This is a genomic window from Rhodospirillum sp. A1_3_36 (assembly GCF_047263945.1).
Taxonomy (GTDB): domain Bacteria; phylum Pseudomonadota; class Alphaproteobacteria; order Rhodospirillales; family Rhodospirillaceae; genus Rhodospirillum.
Map to the genome: position 1 here is coordinate 31,578 of NZ_JBLAVB010000017.1, position 14,431 is coordinate 46,008.

11 protein-coding genes and 1 pseudogene are annotated in these 14,431 nt (G+C 58.9%); 3 read left to right on the forward strand and 9 right to left on the reverse strand.

The window, feature by feature from the left end; translation table 11 throughout:
* Positions 1 to 23 precede the first annotated feature (23 nt).
* The 5 genes and pseudogenes from ACLIRY_RS22135 to ACLIRY_RS22155 form a co-directional block, all read right to left on the reverse strand.
* Positions 24 to 1,073, reverse strand: a pseudogene (locus ACLIRY_RS22135) (methyl-accepting chemotaxis protein); the annotation flags it as partial.
* Positions 1,074 to 1,828: 755 nt separating this feature from the next.
* Positions 1,829 to 2,311 (reverse strand): cache domain-containing protein, encoded by a 483-nt coding sequence (locus ACLIRY_RS22140; RefSeq protein ID WP_413207600.1) that lies wholly within the window; start codon positions 2,309 to 2,311, stop codon positions 1,829 to 1,831.
* Positions 2,312 to 3,073: 762 nt separating this feature from the next.
* A complete protein-coding gene (locus tag ACLIRY_RS22145; RefSeq protein WP_413207601.1) occupies positions 3,074 to 3,649 on the reverse strand; it encodes a CHAP domain-containing protein in 576 nt (191 codons plus the stop codon).
* Between the two features lie 461 nt (positions 3,650 to 4,110).
* Positions 4,111 to 5,088, reverse strand: coding sequence for a mitochondrial fission ELM1 family protein (locus ACLIRY_RS22150; RefSeq protein WP_413207602.1), 978 nt, complete (start codon positions 5,086 to 5,088; stop codon positions 4,111 to 4,113).
* A gap of 14 nt (positions 5,089 to 5,102) precedes the next feature.
* The gene (locus ACLIRY_RS22155; protein ID WP_413207603.1) at positions 5,103 to 5,771 is read right to left on the reverse strand and encodes a 2OG-Fe(II) oxygenase; all 669 of its coding nucleotides are present in this window, start codon (positions 5,769 to 5,771) and stop codon (positions 5,103 to 5,105) included.
* 216 nt (positions 5,772 to 5,987) lie between these two features.
* Between ACLIRY_RS22155 and ACLIRY_RS22160 the strand changes: the two genes are divergently transcribed.
* Positions 5,988 to 6,956, forward strand: coding sequence for an MBL fold metallo-hydrolase (locus tag ACLIRY_RS22160; RefSeq protein ID WP_413207604.1), 969 nt, complete (start codon positions 5,988 to 5,990; stop codon positions 6,954 to 6,956).
* A gap of 320 nt (positions 6,957 to 7,276) precedes the next feature.
* The gene (locus ACLIRY_RS22165) at positions 7,277 to 9,418 is read left to right on the forward strand and encodes a methyl-accepting chemotaxis protein (RefSeq protein WP_413207605.1); all 2,142 of its coding nucleotides are present in this window, start codon (positions 7,277 to 7,279) and stop codon (positions 9,416 to 9,418) included.
* Here the strand turns inward: ACLIRY_RS22165 and ACLIRY_RS22170 are convergent.
* Together ACLIRY_RS22170 and ACLIRY_RS22175 are read right to left on the reverse strand one after the other, a co-directional pair.
* On the reverse strand, positions 9,403 to 10,113 hold the full coding sequence (locus ACLIRY_RS22170; RefSeq protein ID WP_413207606.1) for a DUF599 domain-containing protein: 711 nt from the start codon (positions 10,111 to 10,113) through the stop codon (positions 9,403 to 9,405). The genes ACLIRY_RS22165 and ACLIRY_RS22170 overlap by 16 nt on opposite strands.
* Positions 10,110 to 12,149 (reverse strand): diguanylate cyclase, encoded by a 2,040-nt coding sequence (locus ACLIRY_RS22175; RefSeq protein ID WP_413207607.1) that lies wholly within the window; start codon positions 12,147 to 12,149, stop codon positions 10,110 to 10,112. Before ACLIRY_RS22175 ends, ACLIRY_RS22170 begins: the two co-directional genes overlap by 4 nt.
* Positions 12,150 to 12,464: 315 nt before the next feature.
* Between ACLIRY_RS22175 and ACLIRY_RS22180 the strand changes: the two genes are divergently transcribed.
* Positions 12,465 to 13,439 (forward strand): DMT family transporter, encoded by a 975-nt coding sequence (locus ACLIRY_RS22180; RefSeq protein WP_413207608.1) that lies wholly within the window; start codon positions 12,465 to 12,467, stop codon positions 13,437 to 13,439.
* Positions 13,440 to 13,468: 29 nt separating this feature from the next.
* Here the strand turns inward: ACLIRY_RS22180 and ACLIRY_RS22185 are convergent, their stop codons facing one another.
* Positions 13,469 to 13,999: a Crp/Fnr family transcriptional regulator gene (locus ACLIRY_RS22185; RefSeq protein WP_413207609.1), complete on the reverse strand. Its 531-nt coding sequence runs from the start codon at positions 13,997 to 13,999 to the stop codon at positions 13,469 to 13,471.
* Positions 14,000 to 14,077: 78 nt separating this feature from the next.
* Entirely contained in the window at positions 14,078 to 14,431 is a 354-nt protein-coding gene (locus tag ACLIRY_RS22190; RefSeq protein ID WP_413207610.1) for a hypothetical protein, read from the reverse strand.

Consider the following 14,431-nt stretch of genomic DNA (forward strand, 5'->3'; position numbering starts at 1 on the left):
GAGTAGCGGAAATGGCCGAAGGGTCAGGCCGAACGGACCGCCGTGAGGAAGCTGGCGACTTCCATATGCAGGGACTTGAATTCTCCGGTGAGCTTTTCTGCGGCCTCTACCATATCCCGTGATGCTGATCCTGTGTGCTCGGCAGCATTTTGCAGACCTTCGATATGGGTGGTCACCTGGCGGCTGCCCTGCGCGATTTCTTGGGCATTCTGATTGATGGAGGCGGTTGTCTCCCTTTGCTCCTCAACGGAGGAGGCGATCATTCCGGTGGCTTCGTTTATTTCGGCGATCACCCGGCCAATTGCCTCGATGGCCTCCACCGCTTGCAGGGTGGCGGTTTGAATATTCGTTGTCTGTTCGGCAATTTCCCCCGTGGCCCGTCCCGTTTGGGTGGCGAGGTTCTTGACTTCCTGGGCAACCACGGCGAAGCCCTTGCCCGCATCCCCGGCCCGAGCGGCCTCGATGGTGGCGTTCAGGGCCAGGAGATTTGTTTGACTGGCGATGTCGGTGATCAAGTTGACCACATCACTGATCCTATGGGAATTGTCTCTCAAACCGGAAATCAATCCGCTGGCCCGACCCGCCATTTCAACCGCGCGGCCAGAAATGACCGTGGATTGGGAGACGCGGTCCCGGATGGCTTCAATGGAGTGGTGGATCTGCTCTGAACCGGCTGCCATGGCTGCCACGTTGGCCGATGCCTGTTTCGAGGCCGAGGCAACCGCGCTGGATCGGAGGGAGGTGTCATCGGCTCCCGTGGCCAGACCCCGGGCTGTTCCATGCAGGCCCTCGGCGGCACTTCGAACCGTCGTCAAGACCCGTCCCACCGTGGCCTCGAAATCGCTCGCGAGTTGGTGGCGGGCCTCGCGGTCCTTTTGCTCCATTTCGACCTTGCGGGTTTCCTGCTCGTTCCGCATTTGCGCGATGCGCAGGGCGTTTTCCTTGAAAACCAACACGGCCCGGGCCATGTGGCCAATTTCATCGCGGTTGTCCCGGGCCGGGATATCGACGGCCATATCCCCATCGGCGAGGCGGGTCATCGCGTCGGTCAGGGCGCGGACCGGTCGCGTGATCAGGCGGGATGTCAGAGCTGTCAGGCCTAACGACAGGAGAATGGCCAAGCCAGTCAAAAGCAGGAACAGGGAGCGCGCGGAGTCCGATTCTTTGTTCGCATGGCTGTTCAGGGCTTCCGCCTTCTCGCGCTCTCTGGCGATCAGGGCTGTGGTGGCGTCAGTCAGGGCGAGGAACTTGGCTTCCGTGTCGGGCATCTGGGGGATGGCAATGGTGCGCTCCAGGTCCGCGAGCTGCATCAGGAGTTCGCCTGAGTCCACGTAAGCGGAAAGGGCCGCAGAGACCTTCTTGACGGCAGTTTGTTCATCGGCATCCAGGGAAAAGCGGGTTTCCAAGGTCTCCAAAAGGTCTTGGGCCTTCTTTTCATGGGTGCGAGCGGTGGTCCGATAGCTTTCGATCTTGGTGTCTTCCAAGCCCGAATCACTGAGGGCGAGGATCTGCGAGAGGTTGGCCTGGGTCGCTGTAATCTCGGTCATCAGTTCCCCGACCAGATCGCTTTTGGCCTGGGCCACATGGACGATTTGGTACAGCGCTTTGCGTTGGATGGAAAAGCCCTGCAAAGAGGTGAGGGAAATACCAATCAGGACCAAAACAATGGTGAGGGGCGCGATGAACACCTTCACCATGATTGGGAGGTTCTTCAGGAATATCATGGTGCTTTCTTCATCGAGCTGGAAGTCAGGGGTTCGAAGTCCGTCCCGCAGACCGACGAAGGCTATGACGCGGGACGGAGGACGTCTGCGCTCTACCCAAGGAATTAGTCCAGATAGAGTCCAACGGCGACGAAATAAGGTTGGCCGTCCACGGCTTTGACGAAGGTCTTCTTTTTCTGGATCTTCTGGGTTGCCGGGTTCATCCAGCGGTACTCCGTCCAGCCCGATCCCTCAGTCTTGGAGAGGGTGATCATCTCGCGGACCAACTCCTTGCCGTCGGCATCTTTGACGTTTAGAAGGTTTTTCCCCTCACCCGCAGGCTTGGGTGGGTAGATGACCCAATTGCCATCGTAGTCTATCACGAAGGCGTATAATTCCTGGTCCGCTGACCAGAATTCACCGCTCTTGTCATGGAGGGCGGGTTTCGCGCCCTCAATCCCTTTTTCGACAACCAGGGCATGTGCTTTCTCGGCGAGGGCCTGTACTTCCTCGATTGTATGGGTGTCGCTAGCCAAGCAGGTGCTGCTGACGAAGAAGAAGCCCACGAAAAGGGAAGCAAGAAAACGACCGATTTTTACCATTGGCATATCTCCATTCATGAAAAAGACTAGACTTAAACGCCTTGGATCTAAATTCCTCCATAAGGACGAATTTAGCGGGAAAAGTGAACCGGAGGGGCTCTCCATCGCTTCGGGTGGAAGGTGCATCTGAGGGGGGGCACCATGTTTGGTTTCAACGAATTTTAAGCTTAAGGAAAAATTAAGCTCGGAACCAGGAAGGTGCAAGCAAAACGATTTTCAATTATAGTAACGTTTTTGCGATGCGGCTGTGTGGTTTCCCAGGTGATCCCTTATGCGGTTGAAACTATTGTGCTTCTCAGCTTCGGAAGTGTCGCGGATAGGGATTGGGATGTGGACGGAAGAAGAATGGAGCACGTCGTGCGCCGCGACCCAAACGAAGGCATCAGTTGCCGTTTGGTAAGTGGATGCAGAAGCAAAGACTTAGATAAGCTTTTCTGAATTGTGACAGGATAGGCGACAGTGTCTCGTGTTGTTTGGGCGATAGCCTAGAGTGAAACGGGATCAAGTTGGGGGGGCAAACGCCCCCAAACCCCATTTTTCTTTTACAAATAAGAGCCAGGGGTCTGGGGCCTTTCGGCCAACAAATGTCAGGGGTCTGGGGCCTTTCGGCCCCAGTGGGGGACGGGGCAAAGCCCCGTGACTTGACCTGTTGAGACATTTCAGTGGCTTATGAAGGCGCCAGTCTGTCCCAAAGTGGGACTCGAATGTTCCGGCTGATCCACTCCGTTTGGCAGGTGGCTGGGGGGATTCCCCTTGTAGAGAGAGTCGTTAGCGCGGATAGACAAACCCATAGACCGGGTAGGCGGTCGAGCCCAGGTCGTTGATGGGGGAGTACCAGACCCGCACGGCAGACCAGTCGTTCTTTTTGGACACATCCTTGGCGATCACGCCAAGGTCGATTTTGCCCTTCTGGGATCCCGTGCCCCAATTGGCGTGGTCCAGGCGAACTGTGCGCTTATCCACCACTTCGCGGACCAGGGCCACATGGCCGTGTTTCAGGCCCTTTTTGCGCTTGAAGACCAGGACGGATCCTTCCTTCGGCGCATTGCCTCGGTCGTATTGGCCCTTTGCGTTGTCCCACCAACGCCAGCCGTCTCCGCTCAAGTGAATCGTCGAGACCGCCTTTACGAAGGGGACGCAGCTCCAATATTTGTTGGCATTGATATGCAGTCCTGCCACGGAAATTTTGGTCTCGCCGTCCTTCATAAAGGCGGGAGTGAAAGGCCCTACCTGGGGACCTCCACTGTTCGTCGCGAAGGCTGGAGGCGTAAGAGATGCCAGAGAAGCAGCAGTCAGGGCGGCGAAGACGAACAGGGCGGAAGCCGACTGAATACGGAATCGCATGGGACCAAGATCTCTTTTCTGACTATTCAATGGCGAAAACGTGCCACGCTCTGGGCACGGTGGCAACGATATTGTTTCAGATTATTTCAATAGCTTTTTACGGATCGGTAATCTTTCGCATGGGCGAGGCCAGCGGAGAGCCTGGAGTATTCCGAGATCAAGTTGGGTCGGTTTGCGACCAAACTTGGCCTTGAAGTGACTGTAAAACTTATAGAATGAGAGGGAAACGGGGCCAGCTTCACAGTACACGACAGTGTCTTGTGTTTTTGGGCGATTGCCCAAGCCCATTTGGGGGCAAATGCCCCCAAACCCCCCTTTTTTGCCCGGGGTCTGGGGCCGTTCGGTCAAGAAACATAGTCTGGGGCCGTTTGGCCCCAGTGGGGGACAGTGAAATTGGCCCCAGTGGGGGACAGTGCAAAGCCCTGTCACTGGAAAGCACTGACTGTCGTATACCTTGTGATCTAAGCGTGGTCGAGTAAAGCGCGAATGGCCATCCCGTGGCGCTTGGTCTCGTCCAGGGCCTCGGGCGGGCTCCAAGGGGTGAGGGCACCGATGAAGGGCTGGGCGTAGCCCCGCTGCCGCATCAACTGGTGAAACCGGGTCAAGCGCTTGTTTTCCCCTTGAAGGTCAATCGTATAGACCGGTTTTCCGGAATAACAGGCCTCGGAAACCATGGAGATGCTCTCCTCGGTCACCAGGATGGTGTCGGCGAGCGCCAGCATGCCGAAATAGGGGTTGTCGCCCTCTCCGTCCCAGACGAGGGCGCCTAGGGGCTCCAGGGTTTCGCGAAGGATTTTTGTATTCTCCTCCCCTGTCCGGCGGGAGGGGGTGACGACCAGCCCGACGCCCTTATCCCGGGCAAGAACCGCCAGTCGCTCGGCCAGTTGGCGGGCTTCGACCTCCGTAAACCGGCAGGCGCCACTGGTGCCACCGACGAGGACGGCCACCAGAGGCCGGGGGAGGGGGGCGAAAGTTTCTCTCCACCGGTCGGCACCTTCAGCCAGTTTGGCGGGAGTCACCTTGTGCAGGGCGCCCAGACTGCTTTCGACATTTGGGCCGGACACTCCGTCATGTTCCGGGGCGATGATCCGGTCAAAATAGCGGAAGGGGACCTGAGGGTTTTGCACGTGAACGGTCAGGGTCCGTCCCCCTGAGGCGCGCTTGACCGCGATGGAAAGGGACGCACTTCGCCGCCCGCAGGTGATCAGCAGGCGGGGCCAGGGGGGAGCGAAGCTGTCCGAACCTGCACCGCATAGAGCCTCCACTCCCAGAGGGGCGACCCAATGGGAGCGGAGCCAGCACCAGGGTTTGGGAACATGGATGACCTTCGTCACCACAGGCAAGCCGACGGCTTCGGCCAGACCTACTGCTTGGTTGGTCATGCCAACCTCGCCGGTGGTGACGGCCCAGGTGACCGGCGCCAGGGGGGGAGGAGTCATAGAGTGACGAGAGATCAGACGGGCGTGTCCGTATAGCAAAGCTCGTGGCGGGAGCGCCATTCGGGGATCACGTAATTCAGCATGATGGTCCGCCGTACACCGCGAATGGGCCGCTTTTCGAAGCCATGCCAAGTGTTGTCACCGGGGATGAAGATAATTCCCTTGTTGAAGCCGCAGGGGGTGGCGCCCAGGTGGGTCGTCTCGTCAGCGTAGATGTCCGTACCCCAGTCGGCGGCATCCTCATGATCGGACAGGTAGATCAGCATGGTGAAGGTTTTGGCGCCAATGTCCGTATGGGGCTCGAGCCAGAAGCCATCGGTGTCCTGGCAGTACTCCATCCGCAGGAAGTCGCCGGTCAGGTCGATGCCGCAAACCTCTTCGATCTTGTCAACCACCTCCGGATCCTGGAACGCCTTGGAGAGGGTGGCAATGATATCGTGTTGATTCTGGAATTCGGGGCCGAAGTGGACCCGGCTGTCATTGTTGGTGGCGCGGGCGCCTTTCGTATCGCCGATACAGGCCGGGGTGACCGGCAGGGAGACCATGGCGCGGGCGGCGGATTCGGGCAGGCAGTCCTCAAGGATCCAGTGGGTGTAGGGGTCGGACCGGCGATCGCTCTTCTCCAGGCAGGCAATGAAGGCGGCTTTGATCTCATCGATCCGGTACTCAGCGGCGGCGGCCATGGCCTAACCCTTTCGGACAGTGTGAAAATGGGGAAACGCGGGGATCCGTTGCCCCGGGTCAATGGCCGCAATTTACCCCAGGATGTTTCGTGTATTCAAGGAAAACGGCCTTTGACCGTCAACCCGTGCGTTTACAGGAGTTTCCCATGGCGGCATAGTAAGGGTGAGACTGAAAGTGAGACTAAAGAACCGCGAGCCAGATAGGGTCCGAAGGGGATGAACATCACGTTTTGGGGAACTCGGGGGTCGATCTCTGCGCCTCTGTCTGCCAGTGGTGTGCGAAGCAAGATCGTTGACGCGGTCATGGCTGTGGCCCAGGCGCCTGAGAGCGCTACCCTGGCGGAACGGGGAGCGGCGGAGGCCTTTGTTGATGCCATGCCCTTCGCTCAAAGGGGAACCTTCGGCGGCAATACCTCCTGCGTCGAGGTGGAAACGGATCGACCTGACCATTTCCTGATTTGTGACCTGGGTACGGGTGTGCGAGAGGCGGCCCTGTCTGCCCTGGGGCGACTGGAAGGGCGGTCAGGCACCTTTGATGTGCTGCTGTCCCATCTCCATTGGGACCATATCATGGGATTTCCATTTTTCGTCCCGGCCTATATCCCGGGGCATGTGATCCGCATCCACGGGTGCCATGCCCAGTTGGAGGAGGCCCTGAAGGCCCAGCAGTCCGCTCCCTGTTTCCCGGTTCCCTTCGCGGCCTTGGGGGCTACTATTGAGTTTCATGTCCTCACACCGGGCGAGACGACCGAAATTGCCGGTTTTTCCGTCACGCCCACGCCGCAGCACCATGGCAATGACTCCTACGGATACCGTTTGGAGCGGGCGGGCAAATGTGTGGTCTATTCCACGGATTCCGAACATCGCATTGAGGACGATACGGATTTGGAGCGCTTTGCCAGGTTTTTCCAGGGGGCCGATCTGGTGATTTTCGATGCCATGTACTCCCTGGCCGACGCGGCGACGGTCAAGGAGGATTGGGGGCATTCCAGCAATGTCATGGGTGTGGAACTCTGCCAGAGGGCAGGAGCCAAGCGGCTCGCCCTGTTCCATCATGAACCGGTCCATGGGGACGCAAAGCTCCAGGCCCTGCTGGAGCAGACCCTGCGTTATGAAATCCTGACCCGGGAGAGCAATGTGCTGGACGTGATCGCCGGATACGATGGCCTTGTGGTCTCAGTCTGAATTTTCCTGAGAGTGAAATTGGATCAGGCTGAGTCAAGCTGGCCCAGTTTCACTCTAATTATATAAATATTAGAGGACCTTCAGAGGCCAATTTGGTCCGCGAAGCGACCCAAATTGGCCTCGAAGATACCCTGGTCAAAAATTGAAGTGACAGTAAAGCAGCAACCCAAAGATACAAAATTGTATCTTTGGGTTTTTTTCTGCACCCCTTTGAAATTTCCAAGTGCCATCCCATTGTCTGTATACACCATGGCTAATCTCTAAAGCCGAATTGGCTGGAAGGTCAGCGCGGATGCATGTCTTGGGAGAAGGAGGGGCGGATGCCCAGAGTGTTCCATGGGCCGACAACCATTCGGGGGCGTCTTGCCCTGTTGGTGATCCTTCCCTTGCTTGGGCTGTTAACTGTGGGGGGAAGCGCCATTGTCGAACGGGTTCGGACGCTCTCGGACCTGCAGGTTGTTGTTCCTTTGGCCAACCTCGACGGGAAAGCCGACGCGGTTATTCATGAAGTGCAAAAGGAGCGGGGGCGGACGGTCGGTTTGATCTCCGGCAATTGGGAGAGCCGCTTCGCCGAAGCCGTAGCGGCTCAACGGCGCCTGACCGACCCGGTTGTCATGGCCTATCGAGAGGCAGTGCGAGCAAGCGAATTGGCCGATATGCACGGGCAGCTCTCGCCTCTGATGGCAGATATCGAATCCCGGTTGGAGGGGATCGCTGCCCACCGAGCCAAGGTGGACGCAAGACAGATGACCGTTCCGGACAACCTGGCCTTCTACACCGGCTTGATCGAAGCGATGATCAGGCTGATGGAAAAAATGTCGGAGGCCAGTCCTTCGAGCGAATTAAACAAGGAATTGCAGCCCTATCTGGCTCTTGTGAAGGCCAAGGAGCATGCCGGGCTTGAGCGCGCTTTGGGAGGCAATCTGTTCAACGCCGCCGCTCGTGGTGTCTTCGATATCGGAACCTATTTGGCCTACCATGCTCGTTTGGTGGGGGAACAGCTGTTTCTGGCTGATTTCCAATCCCTGGCTTCACCCGAACATCGGAGAGTGTTCCAGGAAACGGTCAAAGGACCGCCCGTGGATCAGGTTAAGGCATGGCGTGCGGTTTTGGCCGAATTGCCGAAAGGAGGGACCGGCCAAGGGGTGGATGGGAAGGTTTGGTTCGATACGGCCACACAACGCATCAATATGATCAAAATGGTGGAAGACGTGATTCGGGACCGGGCCCAAGCGGTTGCCAATCAGGCTTTGGCTGACGCAGGTAGCGAGCTCTGGGTGTTGGTCGGGGTCGTTGTCGGCGCCACGGTCTTGGCTCTTTGGGTTTGTTTTTCCATGTACCGGGCGATTACCGCACCCTTACCGGAGGTCCGCCGCCTGACGGCAGCGGCGATGGCCCGGGATCTGACCCAACGTGTGGAGGTCGAGGGACGAGACGAGATCGCCGGAATTGCGCGGGCATTGGACGACGTTGTGGCTTCTTTTCGCCTTGGGTTGGAGGAAGTGGCCATGGCCTCCGTTTCCATCGCTGCGGCTTCAGAGGAACTGGGGCGGTCTTCCGCATCCTTGACGGACCAAGCCAAATCGGTGAGCGGTGATAGTACCCGGGCCGACGACGCCTCGAAGGATCTGACGAAGGCCATTGCCGATGTCAGTCTGGTCGTGAGAGATCTGGCCGAAGCCGCCCAGACCGTGGCAGGCGCGGTCACGGAATTGAATGCCTCTATCTACGAGGTTGCGGGCCACGCCGATCAGGCGGCGGCGGCTGCCTATGAAGTCGAGGCCACCAATACCGAAGTCGGCCAGGTCATGGGGCAAGCGCAACGGGAAATGGAGACGGCCCGGGGCATCATTGAAGAACTCAACGAAACGGCCAGTGAAGTGGGCGATGTCATCGGAGTGATCAATGACATTGCCAATCAAACCAACTTGTTGGCGTTGAATGCCACCATTGAGGCGGCCCGGGCCGGAGAGATGGGAAAGGGCTTCGCCGTGGTGGCCGGAGAGGTCAAGAATCTGGCGAACCAATCGGCCAAGGCGACCGAAAGTATTACCAATCGGGTGACGGCGATCCAGGATCGCGTGGCGCGGACCGTGGACAGCATTGGCGGTGTGGGAGCATCCATCGATCAGGTGCAGAAGCATATGGATGGCATGGGTGAGGTTGTTCGGCGGGTGAATGATATCGCCTCGGCCATCGCCAAAGAGGTGGCGGCCCAGGGGGAAGCGACGGATGAAATCAGTCGGAATGCCGAACAGGTCTCCATCGCAGCGCTGCGGCTGAACGAGAATACGGAAAAGACCAAAAGCACCGCTGACACCATGACATTGGCCGTTGAACGCATTTCAAGCTCGGCTGAGGAGGCGGCCGTCAGCGCGGGAGAAACCCAGTTGGCCTCGGAAGAGCTGGCGCAACTTGCCAACCGCATGGATGGATTGGTGTCTCTCTACAAATTGTCTTGAGGGGCGTCTGCCTTCCGGATCGCCTGGACGGCACGGGAGCGGAATTCCCGCCGATGGAGGACGAGGGTGACTCCGGCAGTTAACCCGATGAAAAGCACCGGCGAGATCAGCCAGCCCAGGGCGGCCAGGGCAAAGAAATACGCCCGGAGCCCCCGGTTAAAATGGTGGGCAGACAGGGCCGATAGGGTCGCAGTGCTCTCGCTCATGCGCTTGGCGTGCTCGGTATCGGCTTCCTCCGGCGTGGGCAAGGCGCCTACGGAAATGGAGGTGTAATTGGCCAGGCGAAAGGCCCAGGCGAATTTGAAGAAGGCATAGATGAAAATCCCCAAGAGAAGGAGGGTTTTTCCTTCCCAGGCGGCGGGGGGGATCGGGGTGGCCAGGGGGATGCGCTGGATGGCCAAGGCGCCCTGATCGGGTACTCCCAACATGGCGACCAATCCCCCCAGCACGAAAATCGTGGTGGTGGAATAGAAGGCGATGCCCGTTAACAGATTGCCCAGGATGTTGGTGTCGATGATCCGCAGAGTACGGCCTGTGGCCTGCATCATCCAATCCCGGCGGCGCCGGTTCATGGCGAAGGTGATCCCCTTGGTCCGATAGGCGCTGTGGTCGGCGAGATAGGTATAGCCCACCCAGGCCAGGGCGAACCAAGCCAGAGCCAAGCCGTCCAGAAGGGACATCCACGAAAAGGTCATTGTTGCGCTTCCGACGGGGTGTCTTTGAGGGGAAGGAGGGCTTTTTCGTCCTCGACCCGGTTCCTGCCCCCGTGTTTGGCGGCATAGAGCGCCATGTCGGCCCGGTTCACAAGGCTTTCCAGGGTGTCCTCCAGTCGGATTTGTGCGATGCCCAGACTGACGGTTAGGGTTAGGGTCTCGTCCTGGGGCAGACGAATGCTCGTCTCGGCCACGGCTTTGCGCAGGCGTTCGGCGAAGACATGGGCTCCCTTGAGATCAACGCCGGGCAACAGCAGGCCGAATTCCTCGCCCCCCAGACGACCAGGGGTGTCAGCTTCACGGATGGTATCTGCGATGATCTCGGCCAGTCGGCGCAAGGCCCGGTCGCCATTCACATGGCCATGGGTGTCATTGATAACCTTGAAATGGTCGATGTCCATCAGGGCCACGGTCAGGGGCTCTCCGTTTCGGCGGAAGCGCTTCATGGATTGGAGAGCCAAGGCTTCGAAGTGGCGGCGGTTGTAAAGACCGGTCAGGGGGTCGCGAATAGCCCGGTCTCGCAGTTCCTTCTCCAACTCCTTCTGTCGGGAAATATCGGCCAAGCCGATCAGCGCCCGCAGTCCTCCGTCGAAGGGTATGGAGCGGGCAGACACCAGCAGCCAGGAGCTCTCCCCTTCTGCCGATCCGAGTTCCGGGTGACTCTGGGTTGGGGGACCATTGGCGATGTTTCTGTCGGATTGTGGGACCTTGCCCCGGCCCGGCATCAAGGTGACTTCCGCGTTCTCCACCCGGTCGCCAGAAGCCACGCGGGTCAGGATATCGGACCAGGGCTCCTGAGTCGGCAGGGTCCGGCGGATGGTTTCATGGGCGGTCTCTGCTGTGTCGATGCCCAACAATCGCTCTGCAGCGACGTTGGATTCCAGGATCATGCGTTCGGATAGATCAATCAGAAGAATACCCGTAGGAACAGTGGCAAGCAGGGTGCGGAGGTTCTCCCGTGCCCGTTCCAACCCTTCCGACGTGCTTTTCAGAACGACGTCCCGCCGCTCAATGGTTTCCTTGAAGCGGGTGAGATAGGTTTCCATCTGGTCCAATTCGTCCTCGCCTCGGACGGGGATGACCGGGGCGCGACCCTTGAGCCAATCGGCCATGCCGTTGCGCATGGCCTCGAGACGCCGGATGATCTGAATTTCCTGGATCCATTGGCTGAAGAACAACACGGGGACGGCCAGGACCAAGGCGACGGTCATAGCCGTGGTCAACAGGGTGAGCCGATCGGACCAGGATGTCAGGGCGGTGGCGCGGGAGTCTTCTATCTGAGTCCGGGAAGCATTGAGAATGGCCCGGAACGACCGCAGGTGATTGCCCACCTCGCCCACGGCCAACCGAAGAGCGTCCTCTGCGGCCCTGGGGTGAAGGAGGTTGTTGAGGATTTCGTCGAGGAGACGACAGGGGGGGCTGTCTTGGGCTCCGGTCAGGCGCTGGCATCTTTCGGGCAGGGCATCTCTGAATGCGGGCTTTCCATGCAGCGCCTGTTCCAGGTCAACCAGAAGGACAGCGGCATTCTTCCGCTCCTCCTCGGTTGTGGCCTGTTCGAAGAGCATCTCCGTCAATAGGGGGATGCTCCTGCCCCGGATGCGTTTGGCATTAAGCAGCGCGCGGCGGGCTTCGGTGATCGCTTGGGCTCTGTTCTCGAGCAATAACAGTTCATTGGATAGGGACACGACGCCACCCTGGTGTGGGGCGTCCTGCATGGTGTCCTTGAGGGTGTTGACGTCTTCACGCATGGTCCCGATCACCGTCTCCACCTCCTTGGCGCGTTCCAGGAGGTTATGACCGTTTGCGGCGAAGGAGAGGGTCCATAGGGCCAGGGTCGCTTCGGTCACCTGGTTATCCAGGTTGGTGAAGGTGGCTTCCATCTGGGGCAGGCTCATCCGCGCCTGGGATAAATCCTCCGATAGGGAGGCAACCATCCAGAGGAACAGGCCAAGGACCGCCGTGATCAAGGTGGCGATCCCCAGGTTCAAGGAAACGAGTTTGGTTTTGATCGATGCCATAGCCGGACCGTCAGCGTCAGCGATTCAATGGAGTTGTAGCCCTGGGCGCAGGGGTATTTTCCACAAACAAGTGGGGCACCGCAAACAAACAGGCGCGTTCCTGGCCGCTGGCAGAGAATCGGGTTTGAGAGACCATAGGGCAGCTCCGGGACTGATGCGAAGGTGGAACAGAGAGACGTTTCCAGGACCCTACCCTATGCTGCGGGCGTCGTCTTCCGTCTCTGTGGGGAAATGCGCGGCTTGTCGGGGCGCGGGCCGGGGGGTATGCAGTGTTTTTGGATCCAGTCCCCAAAATCTCCCATTTGCAGGTGCTCTATGGGTAACTCGTCTCCCTTTGTACGCCTTCGCTCGTCCCTGTTGTTGCTTTTGGTTGCATTTATTTGGGGAAGTGCTTTCGTCGCCCAAAAAACCGCTTTTGAAACCCACGGCGAGTCGGGGGTCAATATACCCCTGGGCGTTCTTACCTTTACGGGTATTCGCTTTATTCTTGGTGCCTTGGTGGTTCTGCCCTTCATGCTGTGGGAACGATCCAGAGCGGGAATCCGTGTCGGCAAAGGGACAGAAGAGGGAGGGGATTTTTGGCGCTATCTTGGGATCGGGGCGGTGCTCTTCACGGCGTCCCTGACCCAGCAGCAGGGAATCTTGGGGACCACGGTGACCAATGCGGGGTTTCTGACGGCAATCTACGTGCCCCTGGTGCCCGTTCTGGCCTTGGTGGTCTTTGGTCGGAGCGTGCCCCATATTCTCTGGCCCGGAGCTTTGGGCTGTCTGGGCGGAGCCTGGTTGCTGACCGGAGGCCAGGAAGACGGACTCTCGGCCCTGGGGGGCGGAGATCTATGGGTTTTGTCGAGTGTTCTGTTTTGGGCCGGTCATGTCACCCTGGTGGGGATTGTTGTGGGCCGCACCCAACGACCCCTGAGTCTGGCTTTCGGGCAATTCCTCGCCTGCGGGGTCCTGGGGCTCGGGGGGGCGGTCCTGTTCGAGACCATTCGATGGGAGAGTCTGTTGGCTTCCGCCCCGGAAATCGCCTATGCGGGAGTCTTGTCGGTGGGGGTGGCCTTCACCCTGCAGGTGGTGGCGCAGAAGGACCTGCATCCGGCAGCCGCAGCGATCATTATGTCAATGGAGATGGTTTTCGCCGCCCTGGCTGGGGCGGTGGCCCTGGGGGAGCGGATGAGCGGGACCCAGGTGGTGGGCGCGGGCCTGATCTTAGGGAGCATCCTGATGGTGGAGATCGCCTCGGCCTTGACATCAAGCCCTCCTCCGCCGCGACCAGCGGAAGAAGGGTGAGTGGGGGCCAGCGGAAGCCGTGACGGGAGTCAGACCTCCTTGATCGTTTCGCCGACCTGATTGGTGGCCATACGGAGCCGATTGAGCAGGGTTTTCATCAGGGCCTGGAGGCCCGGATCGGCCCGGTTGATCATGGCATGGAGAGTTGCCGGGGCGATTTCCCGCAGACGGGTGGGGGCTGAGGCGCGGACCGATGTGCTGCGCGGCGCGGAATCGATTACGGCCATTTCGCCGACCACTTGGCCGCGCAGGATGGTGTTGACCGTGATGGTCTCCTCGCCCCGCCGGAGGAAAATGTCGAGCACCCCCTCTTCCACGAAATAGGCCATATCGCCGGGATCCCCTTCCTCGAACAGGATATCTCCGGGGTCCAGGTGAAGGACGCCGGGTACGGAGACGTCATCCCTTGGTGCACGCCGGGGAGGAGGGCGATAGGCGCCCGCGCTATCCACCGGGGGGTCCTGCCGGTCCCCGGAACCCTTTTCCGTCCGGGTTACCTTGTCGCGGGCAAGGCTCGTCTTGTCGATGGGCGGGATCATCCCGCTAAAGGAAATGGCCATGGTTCCGATCCTTCGCAATGATGTCCGTTTTTCACGTTGCTTTGTCTCGCCTTGAACAGGTCTTTAGGTTCCTTTTGCCTATTCATTATTTGGCCGATCACTAAATAAATATTTGACGGCGATATACCCCATTCCCACGATTTGTAAAAATGTTTCGACTGTTACGGCCGTGATGAACCACTCGTATTCTTTGAAGTTCAGCCAGGAAAATCCAATGCAAAGCGTTAATACAATGTTGAACCCAATCAGGGCCGTGATCCATCCGATAATCCAACAGGACCATGTCTTGCGGAGCTCGAAAAAGTCCTTTCTTCCAGCGCGTTCGATATCCTTTTCAAGTTCAATGCGCTCAGATATCGCCAAGTCCATGCCTAGCTGGATGCGCGGCGATCTCTCTTGTTCGCTTCCTGTGCGGACGCGGACTTGTGCCAT